Below are 23,420 nucleotides of genomic sequence, written 5' to 3'. Positions count from 1 at the left end.
GGGGAAGGCACTAAGGGGAAATCGGGGGCTCGCGGCACACGCCGCGGGCCCTCTACCCGTTTCCGGGCCGCCGCCGGCCGGGAGCTCCCGCCGCCTCAGCGCCGCTTCGAGCGCGGCCGGTTCTGCGCGGCCGGGCGCTGCGGGATGCGCGGAGCGCCCTCGCCGGCGGCTCCCTGGGGGAGCGAGGACGCGGGCGGGATCGGGCGGCGGGTCACCGGGCGCACCGGCTCGCCGCGGCGCGTCTGGCCGGGGATCGGCCGGGAGCGGCGCCCGTAGATGAGCTCGGACGAGTCGAGCAGCCACGGCACCAGCGCCACCGTCACTCCGTGCACCAGCAGGAGCTTCTGGCGGATCCGCCGCGACTTGTGGTTGTGGAGGAACGCCTCCCACCAGTGCCCGACGATGTACTGCGGCATGTAGACCGTCGTGATCTCGGAGCCGTGCTCGAGGCGGTGGGCCTTGATGTACTTGATCAGCGGGTACGAGATGTCGCGATAGGGAGAGGCCACGCAGCGCAGCGGCACCTCGATGTCCATCTGCGCCCAGTCGGCCTTCAGCTGCGCGGTCTGCGCGTCGTCGATGGAGGAATGCACCGCCTCCAGCGTCTCGTGCCGCGCCGCGATGGCGTAGTCGAGCGCCTTCAGCGTGGGCTTGTTCATCCGGCCCACCAGCACGATCGCGTGGTCGCCGTTGGCGCCGAAGGTCGTGGTCGGGTCGACCTCGATCTCCTTCTCGACGTCGCGGTAATAGCGGTAGACGCCGGCCATCAGGACGCCGAGGATCGGCATCACCAGGTAGACGAGCCAGGCGCCGTGGGTGAACTTCGTGATCGTGACGACGACGAGCACCGCGAACGTCAGCGTCGCGCCGAACAGGTTGATGGCCAGGCTCGTGTAGACGGTGCGCGAGCCCTCGCCGTTGCGGATCATCCGCACCCAGTGCTTGACCATGCCCGACTGCCCGAGCGTGAACGAGACGAAGACGCCGATGATGTACAGCTGCACGAGGCTCGTGAGCGAGGCCTGGTAGACGAGCAGGATGATCGCGGCGACGAGCGCCAGGATGATCACTCCGTTGGAGTAGATGAGGCGGTCGCCGCGGGTGTTCAGCGACTTGGGCGCGTAGCCGTCGCGGGCCAGCACGGAGCCCAGCAGCGGGAAGCCGTTGAACGCGGTGTTCGCCGCGAGGAGCAGGACGGCGGCCGTCGCGGCCTGGATGATGAAGAACAGGATCGTGTTGTTGCCGAACGTGGCGGCGGCGACCTGCGCGATCACGGAGCGCTGCGGGGTGGAGGCGCAGTCGGCGAAGCCCACCAGGTGGCAGGCGTTCTCGGCGTAGTGGACGTTCGAGAGCAGGGCGAGGGCGGTCAGGCCGACGAAGAGCACGATCGCGATCGTGCCCATCGCGACGAGGGTGCGCTGGGCGTTCTTGACCTTCGGGGCGCGGAACGCGGGCACGCCGTTCGAGATGGCCTCGACACCCGTGAGCGCCGCGCAGCCGCTCGCGAAGGAGCGCAGCAGCAGGAGCACGACGGCCGCCTGCGTGAGCTGCTCGCCCTGCACGGTGAAGCCCGCCGACTCCGCGACCGGGGTGTCGCCGAAGGCGGTGCGGACCAGGCCGACGACGACCATGACGAAGACGCTCGCGACGAAGAGGTACGTCGGGACGGCGAAGGCGCGGCTCGACTCCGAGACGCCGCGGAGGTTCACGGCCGCCAGCAGCACCACGAAGAGGATGGCCAGCTCGACCCGCAGCGGCGCCAGCTCGGGTACTGCGGAGATGATGTTGTCGACTCCGGAGGCGACCGACACGGCCACGGTGAGCACGTAGTCCACGAGGAGGGCGGCGGCGACCGTGAGGCCCGCGGTCTCGCCCAGGTTGGTGCGGGCGACCTCGTAGTCGCCGCCGCCGGACGGGTAGGCCCGGATCAGCTGGCGGTAGCTCAGCACCACCACGACGAGGAGGACGACCACGCACGCGGCCACCCAGGGGGCGAAGGTGAGGAAGGAGAGTCCGCCGAGCAGCAGGATCATCAGCAGCTCCTGCGGCGCGTAGGCCACGGAGGAGAGCGGGTCGCTGGCGAAGATGGGGAGCGCGAGCCGCTTCTGCAGCAGCTGTCCCTCGAGCTTGTCGCTGGGGAGCGGCTCGCCGATGAAGAAGTGCTTGGCGGTGCGCAGCTCGGTCGCGTCGGCCGATGATCCGTCCGCGGCGGACGGGGGGCCCTCGTGTGTCACGAGCGATGACACTACTCCGTACGAGGGGGCAGTCAAGACGGCCGGGAGCGGGCCGAGCGGAGGCTGATCCCGCGCTGTGACCGGGAGTTTCCCGGTGCGGCGGGGAGCGGCGGCCGGCGTGCTCGCGGCCGACGCCCCGAGCGGGGGGTCAGCGGCCGTCGCGGGTCGCGGCTCCGATCAGGCCGGTGAGGCTGTCGCGGAGCGCGATGAGCTCCTCGAGGGGGACGTCGAGCCGCTCCACGATCTGAGGAGGAACCTGCAGGGCCTGCTCGCGGAGGGCCGCTCCGGAGGGGGTCAGGGCGACGTCGAGGCGGCGCTCGTCGTCGCTGCTCCGGGCCCGCGTGACGTGGCCGCTCGCCTCCAGGCGCTTCACGAGCGGGCTGAGCGTGGCCGGCTCGAGGCGGAGGGCGGAGCCGAGGTCGGCGAGCGAGCGGGGGCTCCGCTCCCAGAGCGCGAGCATCACGAGGTACTGCGGGTGCGTGAGTCCGAGCGGCTCGAGCACGGGGCGGTACAGCCCGATGACGGTGCGTGCCGCGACGGCGAGGGAGAAGCAGACCTGGTTCTGGAGGGCGAGCGGGTCGGATTCCACGACGTCATCCTCTCATCGTGCCCTGATGGTTAGTACACTAAGGATATGACGCGGAAGAAGACCGGCTCCCTCTACCAGCGCTTCAACGCGCGGCTGTTCCCCTGGATCGGCCCGCCGCCGCTCGGCCCGTACGACCAGCCCGAGCAGGAGGCGCCCGCGGGGCAGGCGTGCCCGCTCTGCGGCCGGCCGATGTCCGAGCACGTCATCGACCGCTCCGGTCCGCGCACCCAGCTGTACTGCCCGAGCGACCCCTCCTGAGTCGCACGCCCCCGTTCGGGGGTCAGGGGCTTCGGGCGGCGGGGGCGGATGATGAGCGCATGTCCCGTCTGAGCCCCACCGCCGCCCGCGTCGTCCAGTACAGCCGTTTCGGCGACGCGGACGTCCTCGAGATCGCCGAGGTCGAGCGGCCGAAGCCCGGGGCGGGCGAGGTGCTGGTCGAGGTGCTCTCCGCCGGGGTGAACCACATGGAGGCGTTCATCCGGCAGGGCCAGTTCGACTCCGACCACTCCGCGGCCTTCCCGATGCGCCAGGGCACCGACTTCTCGGGCGTCGTCGTCGCCCTCGGCGAGGGCGTCACCGACATCAAGCTCCGCAGCGACGTGGTCGGCCACGCGCTCGTCGGCTCCCACGCGACCCACGTCGTGGTGCCGCGCCGCAACCTCGTCGCCAAGCCCGCCTCCGTGAGCTGGGAGGTCGGCGGCGCGCTGTTCCTCGCCGGAGTGACCGCGTGGCGCGCGCTGGAGGCCACGCATGTGGGACCCGACGACACCGTCCTCGTCTCCGCGGCGGCGGGAGGAGTCGGCAGTCTCGAGATCCAGCTGGCGAAGCTCCGCGGCGCGACGGTGATCGGCACCTGCGGCGAGCGCAACTTCGACTACCTCCGCCAGATCGGCGTGAAGCCGGTGGTCTACGGCGACGGGATCGCCGACCGCATCCGGGCCGCGGCGCCCGGCGGGGTCACGGTGTTCCTCGACAACTTCGGCGGGGAGAACGACGCCCTCGCCGACGAGCTCGGCATCGCGGCGGGCCGCTTCCACTCCAGCGACGACCGCAAGGAGATCGAGCTGCGCGCCGTCTGGCCCGACGCCGAGACCGCCCAGCGCGACACCGAGATCCTCGGCGAGCTGGTCGGCCTCGTCGGCGAGCAGAAGCTGCGGGTGCTCGTCTCGGGCTTCTACCCCTTCGACCAGGTGCAGGACGCCTTCGACGACCTCGAGAAGCGGCACTCGCGCGGCAAGATCGTCCTCGGCATGAACCCGGTGGACCCGGCGAAGGTCACCAAGGCGCGCGACATCCACGAGGCCGGCCGCTAGCCGCATCCTCCCGGCGGCTGTCCGGGCTGCTCTCCGGGCGGCCACAATGGGGCCGTGGCGCGCGGACGCCCGGGAGGAGTGACGCGATGGAGGAGCCCGTCGTCGCGATCGTCTGGATCGTCTCGTTCGTGGTGGTGACCGTCCTGGTCACCGGGCTGTCGGGGCGGGTGAACTGGTCCGCTCCCGTGGCGCTCGTCGCCGTCGGGGCTCTCGCCTCCTTCGTCCCCGGGATCCCGGAGGTGGTGGTCGAGCCGGACGTGGTGCTGTTCGGGATCCTGCCGCCGCTGCTCTACGCGGCGGCGATCCGCACCTCCGTCCTCGACGTCCGCGCTCGCGGCGACAGCATCCTCCTGCTGTCGGTCGGGCTCGTCGTCTTCACGGTCGCGGTGGTCGGCGCGGTGGCCTGGATGGTCGTCCCGGCGATCACGGTCGCCGCGGCCCTCGCGTTCGGCGCGATCGTGGCGCCCACGGACGCGGTGGCGGTCACGGCGATCGCGGGGCGGCTCCGCCTGCCGCGGCGCATGCTCACGGTGCTCGAGGGCGAGAGCCTCCTCAACGACGCGACCGCGCTGGTGGCGCTGAACGCCTCCCTCCTGGCGATTGTCAGCACGGTCACTCCCGGGCGCATCGCGCTCGACTTCGTGCTGGCCGTGGCGGTGGGCGGCGGGGTCGGGATCGGCATCGCCGTGCTGCTCGGGTTCGTGCGCAAGCAGGTGCAGTCGTCCGTCCTGGACACGAGCCTCTCGCTGGTGACGCCCTACGTCGCGTTCATCCCGGCGCAGCTGCTGCACGGCTCCGGGGTGCTGGCGGTCGTGGTCGCGGGGCTCTACCTGGGCTACCGGGCGCCGGTCATCCAGTCCGCGCAGGCGCGGATCGCGGAGTCGCTCAACTGGCGGACGATCCAGTTCCTGCTCGAGAACGCGGTGTTCCTCTTCATCGGGCTGAGCCTGTCGTCGGTGGTGGAGGCGACGGCTGACTCGGGCATCGGGGTCTGGCAGACGGTCGGCATCGGCGCGGCCGTGCTCGCGGCGCTGGTCGGGAGCCGCGTGGCCTGGATGTGCATGACGACGCTGCTGTTCCGGCACGGTCCGCGCCGGCTGCAGCAGCGCGGATGGACCTGGCCGACCGCGATCGGGGTGTCGTTCGCGGGCATCCGCGGCGTGGTCACCCTCGCCGCCGCGTTCCTCCTGCCCGCGGAGACGCCGCAGCGCGCGTTCCTGCAGTTCCTCGCCTTCATCGTGGTGGCGGGGACGCTCGTCGAGGGGCTCGCGCTCCCGCGGCTCGTCCGCGCCCTGAAGCTCCCGGCCCCGAACGAGATGCAGGAACACGTCGAGAAGCAGATGCTGCTCGCCGAGGCGCAGGCCGCCGGGCTCGCCCGGCTCGACGCGGAGCCGCAGGACGGAGTGGAGGACCGCGTGCTCGATCGGCTGCGGCGGAACGCGACGTTCCTCGCCGACGCCCTGGAGAACCCTCCGGAGGGCGAGGGCGTGGAGCCGCTCCCGCAGGCCTACAACCGGCTCCGGCGCGTGATGATCGCGGCCGAGCGGGAGGCGGTGCTCCGCGCGCGCTCCGAGGGGCGGTACCAGGAGCCGGCGGTGGTGAGCGCTCTGGCGTTCCTCGACGTGGAGGAGGAGGCGCTGGCGGTCGGGCGGCAGTAGCGCCGGGAGGGCGGGGACCCCGGGCGGGATCCCCGCCCTCTTGGCGGTACGGTGTCCGGGCTCAGTCCAGGGTGGAGCGGACCGAGGCGCGGGCCTCGTCGAGCGCGGCGCGCAGGGCGTCGACGCTCGCGGTCGTCACGGATCCCGAGGAGGCGGCGGTGCGCAGCTCCGCGCGCAGCTCGTCGCGGAACTCGGTGAGCAGCACCTCGGCGTCGCGCAGGGCGATCCGCGAGGCGGTGCGCGCGTCGGGCGAGGCCGGCGCGGCCTGCTCCGGCGCGGGCTGCTCGGAGGGGGTGCCGGACGTGTCCTGCGGGCGCGGCTCCTCGGCGGAGTGCTCTGGTCGGCGTCCGGGCTCCCGCGAGTCGCGGGCAGCGCTGGCCAGGTCGGCGCGGAGGCTCTTCATCGCCTCCGCGACGCCGAGGCGGACCTCGTCGGCGAGCCGGCGGACGGAGTCGGTGAGCTCCTCCTCGATGTCGCCCAGGTCGGTCGCGCGGTTCGCGAGCTCGGCGCGGCCGGCGTCGGTGATGGAGTAGACGGTCTTGCGGCCGTCGGCCTCCTTCGTGACGAGTCCCTCCTCCTCGAGCTTCGCGAGGCGCGGGTAGACCGTGCCGGCGCTGGGCGCGTAGGTGCCGCCGAAGCGCTCGCTGAGCGCCTGGATCAGCTCGTAGCCGTGGCGCGGCGACTCGGCGAGGAGGTTGAGCAGGTAGAGGCGCAGGCGGCCGTGCGCGAAGACGGGGCTCACAGCGAGCTCCCGTCCATCGGGCGGCGATCGTCGGCGGGGCCGGTGCCGGGAGAGCCCCAGCCCTCGCCCACCGAGGCGGAGGACGCGGCGACGGACCGGCGGACGACGACCACGTCTCCCGAGACGGAGTTGGCGGCGACGTCGACCCACTTCGAGTCGAGCGAGCCCGTGGTCGAGGTGAAGCCCCGGCCGAAGGTGCCCTTGACGACGGAGCCGTCGAGCTGGAGCGTGCCCGAGACGGTGTTGATGCGGTAGCGGGCGCCGAGGCCCTCGTCGACGCGGATCGTGAGGTCGCCGCTGACGGTGTTGGCCTGGATCCGGTCGGGGGTGCCCTCGGCGTCGACGAACACGCTGCCCGAGACGCCGTCGACGGTGAAGCGGGTGAGCTCGCCGGTCGCGGTGACGTCGCCGGAGACGGTGCGCGCGGTGACGCGGCCGGTGTGGCTGCGGACCGAGAGCTCGCCGTGGACGGTGTTCACCTCGATGTCGCCGTGCAGGCCGTCGACGACGATGTCGCCGCCGACTGTCGAGACGCGGGCGTCGCTGTGGAGGCCCGAGACCAGGCCGTCGGCCGAGACGGTGTCGAACTTGAGGTCGACGCCGCGGGGGACGAGGAGGCTGATGTCGGCGCGGTCGCCGCGGCGGCCGAGGCCCTTCACGACGTCGACGATGGTGTCCCAGCGGAGCTGGACGTGGTCGATCTCGAGGCGGTCGCCGTCCATCGAGACCTTGAGCGGGCGGCCGTCGACGCTGTGGACCTCCACGCGAGCGGTCGGCTCGTCGTGGGCGATGACGTCGATCTGGCCGCCGACGAGGGCGACCTTGACCGAGCGGACGACGTCGAGGTCGATGACCTTCGTCTCGCCGGCCTGTACGAGCCATTTCTCGAGGGACATGAGCTCCTCCTCCTGCACCGGAGTGCCTTTCTGAAACGCGATACATCGCGAGTGGACGAGAGTCACGATATATCTCGATCGCTGCGCTCGGCAACGGGGCTCGGCCGGTTCCCAGCGTCGAGGGGCCGGGACCGGGGCGGGGCCGAGGCGGGATGAGGCCGGGGGCCGGAGCCGAGGCCGCCGTCGAGGGGGTGAGGCCGCGGCGGGCGCCGTGGTAGACCGGGCGCATGGACCCGATCGCGGCACTCGAGGAGATCGCAGCACTGCTCGAGCGGGAGCGGGCCTCCCGCTACCGGGCGAAGGCGTTCCGCCGGGCGGCCGCGGTGCTGGAGGGGATGGCGTCCGCCGAGCGGGACGACCTCGCCCTCGTGCGGCGGGCCTCCGGGATCGGCGACACGACCTTCACGGTGATCGAGCAGGCGCGGTCGGGCCGGGTGCCCGACTACCTCGCGGAGCTGCGCGGCTCGGCTCCTCCGCCCGCGAGCGCGATGCGGGGACGGCTGCGCGGCGACCTCCACAGCCACAGCGAGTGGTCCGACGGGGCGACGCCCGTCCTCGCGATGGTGGACGCGGCCCGCGCGCTCGGCCACGAGTACCTGGCGCTCACCGACCACTCGCCGCGGCTCCGTGTCGCCCACGGTCTCAGCGCGGAGCGGCTGGAGGAGCAGCTCGCCCATCTCGCGGGCCTCGACACCGGGCCCCTGCGCCTGCTCAGCGGGATCGAGGTGGACGTCCTCGAGGACGGCGCGCTCGACCAGACGGACGAGCTGCTGGACCGCCTCGACGTGGTCGTCGCGAGCGCCCACTCGAAGCTGCGGCTGCCCTCCCGCGAGATGACCGCCCGGCTGGTCGCGGCGGCCTCGGATCCGCGGACCGACGTCCTCGGCCACGTCACAGGGCGGCTGGTGTCGGGCGAGGGCGGCACCCGCCCGCCGTCGACCTTCGACGCCCGGGCCGTGTTCCGGGCGTGCGCCGACCACTCCACCGCGGTCGAGATCAACGCCCGCCCCGAGCGCGAGGACCCGCCGGACGAGCTGATCGCGCTCGCGCTCGAGGAGGGCTGCCTGTTCTCGATCGACAGCGACGCGCATGCTCCGGGTCAGCTGGGCCTGCTCGACTACGGGGCGGAGCGGGCGGAGCGGCTCGGCGTCCCGGAGGAGCGGATCGTGACCACCTGGCCGGTCGAGCGGCTCCTGGAGTGGACCCGCGGCTGAGGATCCTCGCGCGTTGCGCAAACGAACTGCGGCCATCACCCCCTTGACAGGAGGCCGTACCGCGGGAGGAGATCCGACGCAAGTGGCGAAATCCCAGCCGCCCACGCGGCATGCTCGGTACCGGTCCGCTCCTCCTGGGCCGCTCCAGCGGTCGGGAGTCGCGCTCCGTCGCACTCTCCGCTCCGACAGACCAGGTGAACCATGGCCACGCAGACCGCTCTCGACGCCGTGCGCGCCGCTCCCACTCTGCTCGAGGCCGTCCGGATGGCCGACGAGCTGACGGTCGCCGCGGTGAGCGACGGCGGCGGCCGCGCGGTGCGCCTGCTCACCCGCGCAGCCCTGGACCCCTCCGACCAGCTCACTGCGATCGCGGCCGTGCACTCGCTCGCGCAGGTCTTCGACGAGGAGGCCGACCTCGCGCTGCTGATGCTGCTCGAGGACGAGCGCCCGTACCTCCGCGAGCACGCCGCCTGGGCCTTCGGCGGGCGCCTGCCCCGCCCCGCCGCGCTCGGACCGCTGCTGCGCCTGGTTCGCGACGGCGGCTTCTCCGGCATGCTCGCGCAGCGCACCGTCCTGCTCTGGGCCTCCTCGACCCCCGACCTCGTCGCCGTCGCGCTCGAGGGCGCGCTGCTCGGCGAGCGCGAAGCGGCGGCCCGGGCACGGCTCGTCGAGACCCTGGGCCTCGTGCCCGGCACGATCGCCGAGCGCACCCTCCTGCACGTGGCCGCCGATCGCGCGGAGGGGCTGGAGGCGCGGGCCGCCGCGACGGACGCGCTCGGCGAGCGCGGCTCCGACGACGCCGACCTCCTGCTCACCGGCCTGGCCGAGGAGGCGGCGCCGATCGGGCCCCTCGCCCGGCTCGCCCTCGGCGACCTCGCCCCCGCACCGGCCGTGGAGGCCGGGCCGACGGTCGCGCAGCTCTTCGTCCATGCCGACATCGACGGCACCCTGACGCGGGTGGGCGCCGGCGACAACGGCGGCATCGCGACCCTGCTGGTGCGCCTGGGCGACTCGCTCGTCGAGCAGGAGGGCATCGACCGGGTGCTCACGCTCTCGCGCGGGACTCCGGCCGAGGCCGAGCGCGCGCTCGGCGAGCTGCCCGACTCCGGCCACGGCTTCGCTCCGGTCCCGTTCGTGGGGCCGCCCGTGGCCATGCCCCAGGCGTGGAGCCGCCGCATCGCCGCCGAGCGCGGCATCCGCCGGATCCTGCGCGCGGCCGGCGGGGTCGACGTGCTGCACCTGCGGATGGCGGACGTCGGATCCCTCGCGGCGGCCGCGGTCGCCCGGGATCTCGAGATCCCCGTCGTGTTCACCCTCGCTCCGGACCCGCACGCCCTGATCGCGGGCCTGGACGCGTCCGGCGCCCTCACCCGCGCGGACTTCGGTGAGCGCGACGCGGCCGAGCACTTCTGGTTCCGCGTGCGCCTGGTGCAGCGCCTGGCCGCCGACGCCGCGCACACCGTCCTCTTCCCGCGGGAGGAGCTGGCCGCGACCATCCGCGAGCTGATCGGCGTCGACATCACCGCGCACCCGGAGCGGCACACGATCGTCCCGGAGGGGATCGACGTCGGCCTGGTCGAGCGCGGCGAGTCGGCCGCACGGGCCTCCGCCGCCGGTGAGCCGGTCGCGCTGGACGAGGGCGGCGACCTGGCCTCGCTCGACCTCCTGCTGGAGGAGCTGCCCGAGCACCGCCGCGGCCTCCCGCTGCTGCTCAGCGTGGGCCGCCTGCACCGGGTGAAGGGGATGGCGGCGCTCGCCGAGGCCTGGGCGTCCGACCCCTCGCTCCGGGAGCGCGCCAACCTGCTCCTGGTCGGCGGCGACCTCGCCGACCCCAGCCCCGACGAGCGCGAGCAGCTCGACCGCATCCGCGCCGTCGCGTCCGACGGGCTGCTCCTGGCCGGCCACCGCCCGAACGGGACCGTGGCCCGCTGGCTCGGCGCGATCCGGCACGGCCGACCGGGGCTCTCTGCTCCGGGAGGCGCGTACGTCTGCGCGAGCGTCAAGGAGGAGTTCGGCATCGCCCTCCTCGAGGCGCTCTCCGCAGGACTGGTCGTCGTCGCTCCGGCGACAGGCGGGCCCGCGACCTACGTCGAGGAGGGTGAGACCGGCTTCCTGGTCGACACCGCCGACCCCGCGGCGCTCGCCGCCGGTGCCGCCGCCGCACTGGATCTCGCAGGCGGGCCTCTCGGCGAGCACGCCGCGGCCCGCGGGCGCGCGATGGTCGCCGAGCGCTACACGGTGCAGGCCATGGCTCATGCCCTCTCGGGCGTCTACGCGCACGCGACCGCGGACCAGGAGCGTCCTCTCCGCTCGCCGCTCGTGCTGGGGGCCTCGTGACCCTGCTGATCATCAGCCCCGACTACGCGTCGCACCTGCTGCCGCTGGCGACCCTCGGCACGGCGTGGCAGGAGGCGGGCGAGCGCGTCGTCGTGGCCACCGGCGACGCGACGCGCTCCATCGTGGACGGCTTCGGATTCGAGCACATCGCGCTCCGGCTGGGGCGCGGCTCCAACCCGGGCACGATCCGCGCGGAGGAGCAGGCGCCCGACGAGGGCGCGTCCCTCCGCGGCTTCTTCGACGCCACCCGGCGCGGGATGGTCCCGACCCTCGCCTACCAGGCGCGGGAACGGCTCACCGACCTGCTCTGGGATCCGTCCGGCGTCGCCGCGCGCCTGCGCGTGATCCTCGACGAGGTGCAGCCCGACGCGATCGTGGTCGACCACCTCGCCTTCACCGCGCGCGTGGCGCTGAAGGCACTCCGCGTGCCCTACGGCGACGTCGTGCTCGGCCACCCCAGCGCGCTCACGGTGCCCGGCGAGGTCTACGGCTTCCCCCCGGTCTGGCCGGACGCCTTCGCTCCGGAGCTGGACGACCTCGATGCGCTCCGCGCCCTCTGCGAGCGTGTGCGCGACTCCTTCACCGCGGAGTGGAACGCCGCCCTCACCACCCTCGACCCCGGGGCGGCGCCCAGCGCCGACGCCTTCGCCGAGAGCGGCGACGTCCTGCTGCTCAACTACCCAGGCGAGCTCCACGACTCGGCCCGCACCGCTCAGCTGCCGCCGCACGCGTTCCTCGGCTCCGCCGTCCGCGAGGAGCCCGATGACGGGGAGGTCGAGGAGTGGCTCGCCGCGTCCGAGGATCCGGTCGTCTACGTGAGCTTCGGCAGCTTCCTCTCGGTGCGCGACGACGTGCTCGCCCGGGTCGTCGAGGCCCTGGCCGGTATCGAGGTCGGGGGCAGGCCCGTCCGCGTGGCTCTCGCCTCCGGCGCGACCGAGCGCTCGGCCCTGGGCGAGGTCCCCGAGGGCTGGCTGGTCCGCGGCTTCCTGCCGCAGGTCGCGCTCCTGCGCCGGGCCGCGCTCGCGGTCAGCCACGGCGGCAACAACAGCGTCACGGAGGCGATGACCGCGGGCGTGCCGCTCGTCGTCCTGCCGTTCTCGACGGACCAGTTCGCGGGGGCGGCCGCGCTCGAGGACGCCGGGTTCGCCGCCGTGCTCGACCCCAATGCGGCCTCCGGGGGAGAGCTCGCGGAGGCTGCGCGGCGGATGCTCGCACTCGACGCTCCCGCCCGGGAACGGCTGACGGCGCTCGCCGAGGCCCTCGCCCGCGAGACGGGGCCGCAGCGGGCCCTCTCCGCCCTGAGCGGAGCGACCGTCCAGCGCTAGCCTGGGCCGATGGTCGAGCCGACACCCCGGGACGCGCCCCTGCGCGCCGAGCGGGACGCCGCGCGGGCGGACCCGATGCTGCGCGCTCTCGGACCGTTCGGGCGCTTCGAGGGGATCGTCCCTCCGCTGTTCGAGGCGGTTGTGCGGATCCTGCACCCCTCCGACGACCCGCCCCGGCGGTGGCGCGAGGTCGCCGAGCGGGAGGGGACGCTCCTGCATCCGCTCGCGCAGTGGGACTCGCTCACCGGCGAGCATCCCGACGAGTACGCGGAGCCCCGCCTCGGAGTGCTCCCGCTCGACGAGCTCGCGGCCGTCGCCGCCGTGCTCGCGGAGCACACGAGCGCTCCCGAGGACTGCCTGGCCGTGTTCTGGGAGGGGTTCGGCGTGCTGAGCGGCGGGTCGCGAGTCCTGATCTCCCACTCGGACGCCTCGGACGAGCTGCCCGAGTGGATGAGCGACACCCGGCCGACCGGCTGGGAGCACCCCGAGACCGCCGCCGCGGCGACGGTGGAGCTGCCGGGGCGGGAGGGGGCTCTGCTCTCGCTCGACGTCAGGGTGCTCGAGGACACCGCGTGGGCGCGCTCGGCGGGCTTCGCCGACGCCTCCGGGCTCGTCGTGCAGACTCCGCTCGCGCTCTGGCCGGAGGACCGGGCCTGGTACCTCGCGAGCGAGGTCGACTTCGACTCGACGCTGATCGGCGGCTCGCGCGCCCTCGTCGACGACCTGCTGCGGCTCTCCGCCGCGGGGCGGATCGAGGCGCTCCTCCTGCCGGATCAGGTGGACCTCACGAGCACCGGTGACCGGCTCAACCCGAGGCGGCGGTGACGGAGTGAGCGACGAGGACGACGAGCGCTGGCTCGTGGTGAAGGGCCGCCGATGGCGGCGCACCGACCCCTCTCTGCCGGAGGACGTGGTCGCCGGCCTCACCTCGCACCTCGGGCGCGGGCGCTCGGGAGTGCGCTCCGCCAGGATGCACGAGGACGCGGAGGCGGAGGCGCTGGCGCGCAGGAGGGTCGGGCTCGCCAAGCACGGGTTGGGCGAGCGCGGACCGGCATGGTGGGACGAGCCCGAGGCCGATCGGCTCGAGCGCGCCCGCGAGGCGCTGCGGGCGCTCGAGGAGCTCGACGCTCCGGAGGACTGACTCGGCTTCTGCATCCCCCGAGCGTGCTCGTCGGGCGAGGCGGGCGGGGAACGCCCGAGCGGATCCGGGGAGAGCGCGCGGAACCGCGGCCTGTGGAGGAGGACCGCCCCCGCCGAGGCCGCCCGCCGAGCCCGCCCGCCGAGGCCGCGAGCCGAGCCCGCCCGCCCCTAGCGGAACCTCACCACGAAGCCGTCCTCCGGCCCGGTCGGGAAGCTCTGCAGGCTCACGCGCAGATCCTGCCCGTCCTCGACGTCGTACGGGTGCCCCGCGGCCAGGAGCTCCAGCGCCGCGGACAGCAGGTCGACGGTCGCCGGCTCGCCCGGGCACCGGTGGTCGCCTCCGTAGTGCCCGCCGCCCTGGGCGATGAAGCCGTTGCGGTCGACCGGCGACCGAAACCGCTCCGGATCGAAGCGGCCCGGCGCCTCCCAGTGCGAGCCGTGGTCCGTCGCGTAGAGGTCGAGCAGCATCCACTGCCCCGCGGGAAGCGTCTCGCCGCGGAAGTCCAGCTCCCGTCGGGCCCTTCCTCCGACCATCGGGAAGAACGGGTAGAAGCGCCGCACCTCGTTCGCGAACGCGACGCGCTCCTCCTGGTCGGCGAGCCGCTCCCGCCACTCCGGATGCCGGTGCAGCGCGAGCGCCGCCAGCACCACGAAGCGCCCCACCGCGACCGTGGGCCGCAGCAGGTTGATCAGCTCCACCGCGGCGACCTCGACGGGGAGGAGGCCGCCGTCCTCCTTCTCGTGCGCGATCCGGTGCAGGGGAGTCGGGGAGGGTCCGGCCGTCCGGTTCGCCTCGATCAGGCCGCGCGCCCACCGCTCGGTCGAGCGGCGGCGGAGTCGCGCGGCCCAGTTGGGCGGGCCGAAGCGCCCGGCGTTGTCGATCATCGCCCGGAGCTCGTCCGTGCGCCGCAGCACCTCCTCCTCGTCGGCCTCGATGCCGGCCCACGACAGGACCGCGCGGCCCAGGACCTCCGCGGCGACGTCCTGGAGGCGGACCCGCTCGCCCGTCAGCCGGGCGGCGGACGCCTGCCACTCCCGCGCGAAGGCCGAGACCAGCCTCGACCGCTGCTCGGGCGTCTCCACCAGATCCAGGAACATGCGCTTCCGCCGCCGGTGCGGCTCGTCCTCGAGGGTCTGCACGCTGCCCTCGTCCTGCAGGAGGTGCAGCACCGAGCCGGGCAGCGCGCCCTCGCGGTCGAAGCGCCCGCCCTCGTAGAAGAAGCGCGCCGCCTCGATGCCGCGCGCCATGATCACCGGCCGTCCGAGGATCCGGGTGCGGAACGCGTCCGCGCCCACGTCGTCGAAACGCCGCGTCCCGAAGAGGTAGCCGTCGGCGAGGACGGCCGCGCTGCTGTCGACCGCGGGGAGGACGGGGATCGAGGCGGCGATCAGCCGGCCGATCCCTCGGTGTCGTCCCCCTCGGCCTGCGAGGGCTTGTCGACGCCCGCGTCGTCGACGTGGTCGTGGTTCTGCGGGTTCTCCTGCGGCTGCTCGGTCCGGTCGGTCATGGTGCTCCTCTCGCGTCGGCGCGGTGCGCGCCTCGCGGCCACGGTAGGAAGAGCGCGGCGGACCCGGGTACCCCGTTGACTCGCGGGGGAGGGGCGGGCAGACTCCACCGCCCTCAGCGCCTCCGCAGGAGGACCGGCGCGGTCGCCCAGACCACGGCGAGCAGCAGCAGCACGCCTCCGCCCGCCCAGAGGCCTGCCGGCCCGCCCAGCACGACGTCGAACACGAAGCCCACGACTCCGACGAACAGCAGCGATCCCGCCGCGAGGCACACCGTGACCACCCGGTTGCCGAACCGCACCAGCTCGGCCTTCCTCCGCCGCTGGAACAGCAGCCGGTGGGCGATGACGGGCGCCAGCGCCAGGATCGTGACGCACGCGGCGAGCAGGACGAGCACGAGGTAGAGCGCCACGTCGGGCGGCGCGAGGTCGGCGAAGCGCTGCTGGAAGCACAGCGTCAGCAGGAAGCCGCCCAGGATCTGCGTGCCGGTCTGCACGACCCGCAGCTCCTGCAGGATCTCGTTCCAGTTGCGGTCGGATCGCTCCTCCACCGTCTCGTCGCGACCGGAGTCGGGGGCGGAGGGGTCGACGGGTCGGTCGCTCATGGGACGAGGGTAGAGCTCAGGCGAGCAGGGACTCCGCCAGCGAGATCGCCCCGCGCACCCCGGACTCGTCGCCGAGGGCCGGGCGCACGATGCGGATCCGCCCGCCGCCCGTCCCCGTCGCTCCGGGCGCGCCCATCAGCCGCTCGACCTCGGCCTCGACCGCGGGGACGAGCCCCGGCGTCTTCGACACGCCTCCGCCGACGACCGCGAGCCGCACGCCCGCGACGTAGGCGAGCGTCGTGACGAGCTGCGCGAGGTAGTAGGAGCTGAAGCGGAGGTTCGCGGCCGCCTCCTCGGGGCCGAGGCGGGAGCCGTCGACGCCCCAGCGCGCCGAGATCGCGGGACCGGCGACCAGGCCCTCGAGGCAGTCGCCGTGGAACGGGCAGGTGCCGGCGAAGCCGTCCTCGGGGTGGCGGCGGGGCAGCAGGTGCGCGACCTCGGGCCAGCCGCTGCCGGCGAGGAGCCGTCCGCCCGCGATCACGCCGCCGCCGACTCCGGTGCCGACGGTCAGGTAGACGAAGTCGTCGACTCCGGTTCCGGCGCCCCAGCGGGCCTCGCCCAGGGCGGCTCCGTTGACGTCGGTGACCAGCGCGAGCCGCGCGCCCGGTGCGGCCGCACCGATCGGGCCGAGGACGTCGGTGCCTTCCCAGCCGAGCTTCGGCGTGGAGGTGAGGTGTCCGTAGGTCGGCGAGCCGGGGTCGATGTCGAGCGGGCCGAAGGAGGCGACGCCGACCGCGGCGACGGTGCCGTCGACTCCGTGGCCGCTGACGAAGCCGGCCAGATCGGCGAGAGTCTCGGCGGGCCCGCGGGTCGGCAGGGTCGTCGTCGCGAGGATCCGCTCGGGATCAGCGGCGTCGGCGACCGCCGCGACGACCTTCGTGCCCCCGGTCTCGATGCCGACGAGGAGGGGACGGTCGGCGGTGGCGCTCATGGATCTCCAGGGCTCGTGCGGTGCGTCTCGGGTCTCAGCAGGCGGACAGCGAGCGCACCTGCGCCGACAGGGTCAGGGGGCTGCCGAGGAGCAGCACCTGATCGAGGTCGTGGCCCTGCATCTTCACACGGGTGCTGCGCGGCAGGCAGGTCGGCTCGCTGAGGTAGAGCGGGGCGCCCTGCTTCGCGGCGACCGGGCCGACGGCCAGCGCGTCGGCGAAGCCGGTGGCGGTCGCGAGGTAGACGGTGTCGCCCAGCTCGGACGGCGGGAAGACGTCGTTGAGGTGTCGGCTGGTGTCGTGGCGGTCCGTCCCGGCGATGCGCGACACGGTGTCGGCGATCTTCGCGGCGCGCAGGTCGGCCTCCACGGCGGTCGAGATCGACGGCGCGCCGCCGAGCAGCTGCACGGAGGAGGGGTCGAGCCCGGCGAGGGTGTCGCGGGTCGGCTGGTCGAGGCGCGAGCGGGCGCCGTCGACGAGGAGGACGGGCTCGGCGCGGCGGCCGGCGATCGGCGCGACCGAGAGGGCGTCCGGGAAGTTGGTGCCGGTCGCGACGAAGACGTTCTCGTAGCTGCCGTCGGGGAAGGCGTCCTCGACGATCCGGCGCGAGGTGTCGTAGCGGTCGACGCCCTCGATGCGCTCGGTCGGGATCCCGAGGGCCTTCACCTGCTGGAGCACCGACTCGCTCACGGAGAGGGCGCTGCCGACCACGACGATCCGCTGCGGGGCGAGGCGGCGCAGCTCGGCCGCCACCACGGCGGGCAGGACGCTCGGGTCGGTGAGCAGGAGGGCGCCGCCCTGCTTCGCGGCGGCGGGGCCGGCGCTCAGCGCGTCCGGCCAGTTCGCTCCGCTGGCGAGGTAGACGACGGGGGCGCCGTCGGCGAATCCGGAGGCGGTCACCGCGACGGCGGTCGCGTACCGGTCGGTCCCGGCGAGGCGGGCGACGTCGGAGGAGTAGGCGGACGGGAAGAAGTCGATGCCGCTGCGGCCGCCCGGCGGCACGGAGACGACCGCGCGCTCGTCGAGGCGGGCCAGGCGCGAGAAGTACTGGTCGTCGTAGGCGGGGTACCCCGGCTCCACGAGGCGCAGGAGGTAGTCGCCGGCGGGCAGGGCGAGGTCGCCCGTGTCCCACGCGCGGGCGGCGCCGGGGGCTCCGGTGACGGGGACGGTGTCGAGCAGCGAGTACGTCCCTCCGTCGACCCACCAGGCCTGCACGTCGAAGGAGGGGGAGGAGACGCCCGGGACCGCGTCGGCGGTGACCGATCCGGACAGCTCGGCGCTGCGCAGGAGGGAGATGGCGACGGACTCGTCGGTCCCCCGGGTCGTCCTCGCGGCCTCGGCGACCGGGGTGTCGCCGAACCAGGTCGGGTACCAGTCGTCGCTGCCGATCAGGTTCGCGCGGACGGTGAGGGGCTCGCCGCCGGGAACGGGGAGGGAGAAGTCCGCGCCCGTGTTCGCCTGGGCGACCACGTCCCCTTCGGCGTCCTCGACCTGGACGTAGAAGTACGGGTTCTCGGGGGCGGGGTGCTCCTCATCGGCGTCGCGGAGCGCGATGGTGCCGGAGAGGACGACCTCGGCGGCCGCCTCCTGCGCGGCGCTCGCGCCCGGGAGATCGGGGGCGGCGACGGCCGGACCGGCGGCGAGGCCGGCCAGCAGGAGAGCGGAGACGCCGATCGCGGCGAGGGGGCGTGCGGGCACGGCGGGCCTTTCGGCAGGATCCGCGGGAGGCCGCGGCGGACACGGTGTCTGAATGCTAGCCGCCGCCCGCCTCCGGGCGAGGGCGGGTGTCGGCGGGATGGGCCCCCGTCCGGGGGACGATGGTGGTGGATTCCCGGGGCCGCCGGAGGAGTCCGCGCGAGCAGGCTCCCCCGGCGGCCCGGGTCGGATCCCCTACTTGACGACCGCTGCGGTGGCGGCGGAGGTGCGCGTCGCCGTCGTGTAGTCGGCCTTCTTGCCGGTGACGGTCACCGTGATCTTCTTCCCCACCGTGGCGCTGGTCGGCTTGTAGGTGGCGGAGGTCGCCCCGGAGATCGCGGTGCCGTTCGCCTTCCACTGGTAGGTGAGGGCCACCGGCGAGGGACCCCAGGTGCCCGGCTTGGCGGTCAGGGTGGAGCCGACCTTCGCGGTGCCGGTGATCGTCGGGGTCGCGGCGGAGAGGGTTCCCGCCACCACGGCGCTCGTCTTCGCGGAGGTCTTCGTCACGGCGGTGAATCCGGACTTCGACCCCGTGACCGTCACGGTGATCGTCTTCCCGAGAGTGGCGCCGGTCGGCGTGTACGTCGCGGACGTCGCCCCGCTCAGAGCGGTGCCGTTCGCCTTCCACTGGTAGGCGAGGGCGACGGGGGAGGGGCCCCAGGTGCCGGGCTTCGCGGTGAGGGTCGAGCCGACCTTCGCGGTGCCGCTGATGGTCGGCGTAGCAGCGGTGATCGCGCCGCCGGTCACGGCAGCGGTCCCGGAGGAGACCCGCGTGGTCGAGACGTAGCCCGACTTCGAGCCCGTGACGGCGACGGTGATCACCCTGCCCGCGTCGCCCGCGACCGGACGGTACGTGGTGCCGGTCGCCCCGCTGATCGCGGTGCCGTTCGCGCGCCACTGGTACGCGAGGGCCACGGGGGAGGGGCCCCAGGTGCCGGCGCTCGCCGTGAGCGTCGAGCCGACCGCGGCGGTGCCGGTGACGGTCGGGGTCGCGGCGGTGAGGGCGGTGCCGCCGATGCGCACGACGGTCGATGCCGCCCCGCTGTCGCCTCCGGCGTTGATCGCGCTGACGCTCATCGTGTAGGTGGCGCCCGCCGCCAGGTGCGTGAACGTGAAGGAGCGGGCGGTGGCGGCGACCGTCGTCGACCACGGACCGGCGCCCGCGTTGTCGACGCCGTTGCGCGAGACGCGGTAGCCGGTGATCGCCGGGTTGCCGGCCGACTCCGGAGGCGCCCAGGAGATCGTCGCGGATCGCACGCTGTCGTTCGTGGTGCCGGCGACGCGCGTGGGAACGGAGGGGGCGACGTAGGGGTCGGCGGTTTGGACGAAGGTCGTCGGGGAACTGGTGCCGAGCGCGTTGATGGCCTGGACGGTGAAGGTGTAGGACGTGTTGGGCCGGAGGTTCGTGAAGGTCTGCGAGCGGCGGTCGGCCGAGACGACGGTCGACCAGGGGCCGCTGCCGGCCGCGTCGGTGCCGTTGCGGCTGACTCTGTAGCCCGTGATGGGGCTGCCGCCGTCGTAGTACGTGGGATTCCAGGTGAGGGTGATGGAGGTGCCCGACGGGTAGGCGCGAAGCCCGCCCGGCGCATCCGGGGCCGACGGCTCGGCTCCGAACGAGGTGCAGGAGACAGGGGAGTCGGAATAGGAGCGGTATTCCGAATCGTAGGATCGCTCGTCCTGCGAAGACGCCCAGATGCAGAACTCGTACCTGTGGACAGGCAGGTAGGGGAAGTCGATGGACGCGTCCGAGACGGGGATGCTGCCGTCGAAGTAGCCGTGGTCGGACGGGTCGTCGGACGACGAGAGATCGTCGATCGTGTAGTGGTACTCGTCGAAGTTGCAGGCTTGGCCGTTCGCGGCCGGTCGCGCCCAGCGGGCGGATGCGAGATAGACGGACGGGTCCGCCGCGACGCTCACGTTGCCGGGTGCGGGAACGTTCCAGAAGTGGCGGAACGATGCCTCGATGGGCGCGCTCTGACTGGAAGATGCGGCGAGCGGTTCGCCGTCCGCGCCGCCCGTGAAGGGTGCACGGAAGTCGGACACGCTGGACACCTGGAAGTAGTAGTCGTCGTACGAACGGGGGAGATCGAGCGTCGCGTTCGTGGTCCGTCCCGTCTCGATGAGACTCAGCGAGTAAGTGCTGTAGTAGCCCTCGCCGTAGTAGTCCGTATCTCTGGCATACACGTGGATCCGATATCCGGCCGTCGCCGACGCGGACGGCGTCCAGGAGACGGTGACCGCATCGGTGCAGTCGTTGTCGGTCACGGTCACGTTCGTCGGCGCCGCCGGCGATCCTGCGGCCTGGGCCGGGGTCGCGACGAAGAGGGAGAGGAGCAGGGCGAGGAAAAGGGAGACGCTGAGGGTCTTCGTTCGCATGGAGGAGGGCATCCGGATTCGTCGGAGCGAGAAGGCCGACGACTGTCGGGCCGGAGGGATCGTCCCATGCCGCTTATCGCTGCACTAAGTCCCCCATTCAGGGCAGAATTCGGCGAATTTCACAGATGTCATCAGCGCGATGACAAGAGTGAGGGATAAGGCCTTCTCACTGAGAGGCGTTCAGTCGTCCCTCCGAAAACCCGTGCCTCAGGGTGAGAAAGAGGAGCCGCGGCGGCAGCACAGCGCCCCGCGCGAGAACCGCGGCGTTTTCCCGCGCTGCACCCACCGTTCACGCGCGTTCCGTGCGCTCCACGGCGAGAACCGCACGATCGGCGCGTGCAAGACTGGGCGCGAGCGTGCTCCATCCCGTTGCGTCATGCGCGGGGCACGGAGCCACTGGACCCGGTCCGCTCATCCGCATCCTTTCGCAGGAGGACTCGAATGACCGATACCGCCGTGCTCGCCGAGGCACCCGCCCGAACCCCCGTCGCGAAGACGATCCTGATGTGCCGTCCCGAGCACTTCACCGTCGTCTACCGCATCAATCCGTGGATGGATCCGCAGGTCCCCACCGACACCGCCCTCGCCGTCCGGCAGTGGCAGACCCTCTACGACACCTACGCCGATCTCGGCTTCACCATCGAGCTGATCGAGCCCGAGGCCGGACTGCCGGACATGGTCTACGCGGCCAACGGCGGATTCGTGATCGACGGCATCGCCTACGGCGCCTCCTTCACCTACCCCGAGCGCCAGCCCGAGGGCCCGGCGTACATGGACTGGTTCCGCTCGGCCGGCTTCGACGTCCGCGTCCCCGAGGAGGTCAACGAGGGCGAGGGCGACTTCCTCCTCGTCGGCGAGCGGATCCTCGCCGGCACGGGCTTCCGCTCCGCCTCCGACTCGCACGCCGAGGTCGCCCGCGTCTTCGGCCGCGAGGTCGTCACGCTCGAGCTCGTGAACCCGTCGTTCTACCACCTCGACACCGCGATCGCCGTGCTCGACGACACGAACATCGCCTACCTTCCGAGCGCGTTCAGCGAGGAGGGCAACCGCACCCTCCGCGAGCTCTACCCCGACGCGATCCTCGTCTCGGAGGAGGACGCGTCCGTGCTCGGGCTGAACTCCTTCTCCGACGGCCTCAATGTCGTCATCGCGTCCCGTGCGACGGGCTTCGAGCGCCAGCTGCGCGAGCGCGGCTACAACCCGATCGGCGTCGACCTGTCCGAGCTGCTGCTCGGCGGCGGCGGCGTGAAGTGCTGCACGCTCGAGCTGCGCCGCTGACCCACTCCCCGTGGTCGGCGACCAGCAGCGCCGACCCACCCTCCACTGTCCACGATCCGTCGCACTCGACGCCGAGTGCGACGACTCCTGGAGAGTCGATCGTCCCCTCAGGAGGAACGACATGAGCATCACCGACACCGACACCGCCCGCTCCGCCGCCCTCATCGCCGCGGAGGAGGAGCACGCCGCCCACAACTACCACCCGCTGCCCGTCGTCGCGGCCACCGGCGAGGGCGCCTGGATCACCGACGTCGAGGGCGTCCGCTACCTCGACTGCCTCGCCGCCTACTCCGCCGTGAACTTCGGCCACTCGCACCCGGTGCTGCTGGAGGCGGCCCGCGAGCAGCTCGGCCGCGTCACCCTCACCAGCCGCGCGTTCCACAACGACCGCCTCGGCCCGTTCGTCACGGCGCTCGCCGCGCTCGCCGGCAAGGACATGATCCTGCCGATGAACTCGGGCGCGGAGGCGGTCGAGTCGGGCATCAAGGTCGCCCGCGCCTGGGGCTACCGGGTCAAGGGCGTCGCTCCGGGCCGGGCGAACATCATAGTCGCGGCGGGCAACTTCCACGGTCGCACGACCACGATCATCTCGTTCAGCGACGACGCGCAGGCGCGCGACGGCTTCGCTCCGTTCACGCCCGGATTCCGCACGGTCCCGTTCGGGGACGCGGAGGCCCTCGAGGCCGCGATCGACGACGACACCGTGGCGGTGCTGATCGAGCCGATCCAGGGCGAGGCGGGCATCGTCGTGCCGCCGGCCGACTACCTCCCGGCCGTCCGCGAGATCACCGCGCGCCGCAACGTCCTCTTCATCGCCGACGAGATCCAGTCCGGCCTCGGCCGCACCGGCGCCACCTTCGCCTGCGACCTGGTCGGAGTCGTCCCCGACGTCTACCTGCTCGGCAAGGCGCTCGGCGGCGGCATCGTCCCCGTCTCGGCCGTGGTCGCGGACGCCGACGTGCTCGGCGTCCTGCAGCCGGGCCAGCACGGCTCCACCTTCGGCGGCAACCCGCTCGCCGCAGCCGTCGGCCTCGCGGTCGTCGAGATGCTCGCGACCGGCGAGTACCAGGCCCTCGCCCGCGAGCGCGGCGCGCAGTTGCACGCCCGCCTCGAGGCGCTGATCGGCCGCGGAGTGGTCGCCGTCCGCGGCGCCGGACTCTGGGCCGGCATCGACATCGACCCGCGGCTCGCCTCGGGCCGCGCCGTCTGCGAGGCCCTGATGGCCCGCGGGGTGCTGGCCAAGGACACGCACGGCTCGACGATCCGCCTGGCGCCGCCGCTCGTGGTCACCGCTGCCGAGATCGACTTCGCCGTCGACGAGCTGGAGGCCGTGCTCGAGTCGCTGCGCTGAGGCGCACCGTCCTCCCTCCCTCCGCGAGATGCCGTTCCGGTCCGCGACACGCCGTGTCCGGCGTGCCCGAACGGCATCCCGCGGGAGGGGGAGGGACGTGTTGAGACGGGACGTCTCGATGTCGCGGCAGGCCGTCGCCGCTCTGCGATACTCGCGCGATGAGCACACCTCTCCCGCCGGAGAACACCCCGCCCTCGTCCCCCGACCAACCCGCCGCAGGCCCCGCCTACGGC

General features: G+C 73.4%; 19 protein-coding genes. 10 read left to right on the top strand and 9 right to left on the bottom strand.

Annotation, left to right across the window (positions count from 1 at the left end):
- Positions 1–95 precede the first annotated feature (95 nt).
- The gene (locus C5C71_RS08535; protein WP_374954289.1) at positions 96–2,234 is read right to left on the bottom strand and encodes an APC family permease; all 2,139 of its coding nucleotides are present in this window, start codon (positions 2,232–2,234) and stop codon (positions 96–98) included.
- 148 nt (positions 2,235–2,382) lie between these two features.
- Positions 2,383–2,823, bottom strand: coding sequence for a MarR family winged helix-turn-helix transcriptional regulator (locus tag C5C71_RS08530; RefSeq protein WP_104333881.1), 441 nt, complete (start codon positions 2,821–2,823; stop codon positions 2,383–2,385).
- Positions 2,824–2,868: 45 nt separating this feature from the next.
- On the opposite strand from C5C71_RS08530, the gene C5C71_RS08525 reads away from it, so the two are divergent.
- From C5C71_RS08525 to C5C71_RS08515, 3 genes are all read left to right on the top strand, one after another.
- On the top strand, positions 2,869–3,081 hold the full coding sequence (locus C5C71_RS08525; protein ID WP_104223750.1) for a hypothetical protein: 213 nt from the start codon (positions 2,869–2,871) through the stop codon (positions 3,079–3,081).
- Between the two features lie 59 nt (positions 3,082–3,140).
- Entirely contained in the window at positions 3,141–4,136 is a 996-nt protein-coding gene (locus tag C5C71_RS08520; protein WP_104238704.1) for an NADP-dependent oxidoreductase, read from the top strand.
- Between the two features lie 86 nt (positions 4,137–4,222).
- A complete protein-coding gene (locus C5C71_RS08515) occupies positions 4,223–5,794 on the top strand; it encodes a sodium:proton antiporter (protein ID WP_104223748.1) in 1,572 nt (523 codons plus the stop codon).
- Positions 5,795–5,855: 61 nt separating this feature from the next.
- On the opposite strand, the gene C5C71_RS08510 is transcribed toward C5C71_RS08515, so the two are convergent.
- Complete coding sequence (locus tag C5C71_RS08510) at positions 5,856–6,536, bottom strand: PadR family transcriptional regulator (protein WP_104239545.1); 681 nt, start codon at positions 6,534–6,536, stop codon at positions 5,856–5,858.
- A complete protein-coding gene (locus tag C5C71_RS08505) occupies positions 6,533–7,432 on the bottom strand; it encodes a hypothetical protein (RefSeq protein ID WP_244230533.1) in 900 nt (299 codons plus the stop codon). Before C5C71_RS08505 ends, C5C71_RS08510 begins: the two co-directional genes overlap by 4 nt.
- A gap of 227 nt (positions 7,433–7,659) precedes the next feature.
- Here C5C71_RS08505 and C5C71_RS08500 point away from each other — a divergent pair, with 227 nt between their 5' ends.
- From C5C71_RS08500 to C5C71_RS08480, 5 genes are all read left to right on the top strand, one after another.
- Complete coding sequence (locus C5C71_RS08500) at positions 7,660–8,646, top strand: PHP domain-containing protein (protein ID WP_104337529.1); 987 nt, start codon at positions 7,660–7,662, stop codon at positions 8,644–8,646.
- Between the two features lie 201 nt (positions 8,647–8,847).
- Positions 8,848–10,983, top strand: coding sequence for a glycosyltransferase (locus C5C71_RS08495; protein ID WP_104337528.1), 2,136 nt, complete (start codon positions 8,848–8,850; stop codon positions 10,981–10,983).
- Entirely contained in the window at positions 10,980–12,308 is a 1,329-nt protein-coding gene (locus C5C71_RS08490) for a glycosyltransferase (protein ID WP_104337527.1), read from the top strand. Before C5C71_RS08495 ends, C5C71_RS08490 begins: the two co-directional genes overlap by 4 nt.
- Before the next feature lie 9 nt (positions 12,309–12,317).
- Positions 12,318–13,133 carry a hypothetical protein gene (locus tag C5C71_RS08485; protein WP_104337526.1) on the top strand — a complete coding sequence of 272 codons (816 nt, stop codon included), beginning with the start codon at positions 12,318–12,320 and terminating at the stop codon, positions 13,131–13,133.
- A gap of 4 nt (positions 13,134–13,137) precedes the next feature.
- The gene (locus tag C5C71_RS08480; protein ID WP_104256066.1) at positions 13,138–13,449 is read left to right on the top strand and encodes a biopolymer transporter Tol; all 312 of its coding nucleotides are present in this window, start codon (positions 13,138–13,140) and stop codon (positions 13,447–13,449) included.
- A gap of 167 nt (positions 13,450–13,616) precedes the next feature.
- On the opposite strand, the gene C5C71_RS08475 is transcribed toward C5C71_RS08480, so the two are convergent.
- The 5 genes from C5C71_RS08475 to C5C71_RS08455 all read right to left on the bottom strand — a co-directional run bounded on the left by C5C71_RS08475 (position 13,617) and on the right by C5C71_RS08455 (position 20,558).
- Positions 13,617–14,744: a cytochrome P450 gene (locus C5C71_RS08475; RefSeq protein ID WP_104267860.1), complete on the bottom strand. Its 1,128-nt coding sequence runs from the start codon at positions 14,742–14,744 to the stop codon at positions 13,617–13,619.
- A gap of 325 nt (positions 14,745–15,069) precedes the next feature.
- Positions 15,070–15,558, bottom strand: a complete 489-nt coding sequence (locus tag C5C71_RS08470) for a DUF6328 family protein (protein ID WP_104223741.1) — start codon at positions 15,556–15,558, stop codon at positions 15,070–15,072.
- Between the two features lie 16 nt (positions 15,559–15,574).
- Positions 15,575–16,489 carry an ROK family protein gene (locus C5C71_RS08465; protein WP_104292541.1) on the bottom strand — a complete coding sequence of 305 codons (915 nt, stop codon included), beginning with the start codon at positions 16,487–16,489 and terminating at the stop codon, positions 15,575–15,577.
- 34 nt (positions 16,490–16,523) lie between these two features.
- The gene (locus tag C5C71_RS08460) at positions 16,524–18,185 is read right to left on the bottom strand and encodes a cell wall-binding repeat-containing protein (RefSeq protein ID WP_104269318.1); all 1,662 of its coding nucleotides are present in this window, start codon (positions 18,183–18,185) and stop codon (positions 16,524–16,526) included.
- Between the two features lie 192 nt (positions 18,186–18,377).
- Positions 18,378–20,558 (bottom strand): fibronectin type III domain-containing protein, encoded by a 2,181-nt coding sequence (locus tag C5C71_RS08455; protein ID WP_181065674.1) that lies wholly within the window; start codon positions 20,556–20,558, stop codon positions 18,378–18,380.
- 441 nt (positions 20,559–20,999) lie between these two features.
- Here C5C71_RS08455 and ddaH point away from each other — a divergent pair, with 441 nt between their 5' ends.
- Positions 21,000–21,836: a dimethylargininase gene (gene ddaH / locus C5C71_RS08450; protein ID WP_104337524.1), complete on the top strand. Its 837-nt coding sequence runs from the start codon at positions 21,000–21,002 to the stop codon at positions 21,834–21,836.
- A 121-nt stretch (positions 21,837–21,957) separates the two neighbouring features.
- Positions 21,958–23,187, top strand: coding sequence for an ornithine--oxo-acid transaminase (gene rocD, locus C5C71_RS08445; RefSeq protein ID WP_181065673.1), 1,230 nt, complete (start codon positions 21,958–21,960; stop codon positions 23,185–23,187).
- Positions 23,188–23,420 lie beyond the last annotated feature (233 nt).

The organism is Rathayibacter sp. AY1C1 (assembly GCF_002932105.1).
Taxonomy (GTDB): Bacteria; Actinomycetota; Actinomycetes; order Actinomycetales; family Microbacteriaceae; genus Rathayibacter.
This window is presented reverse-complemented; position numbering and strand designations above follow the sequence as displayed.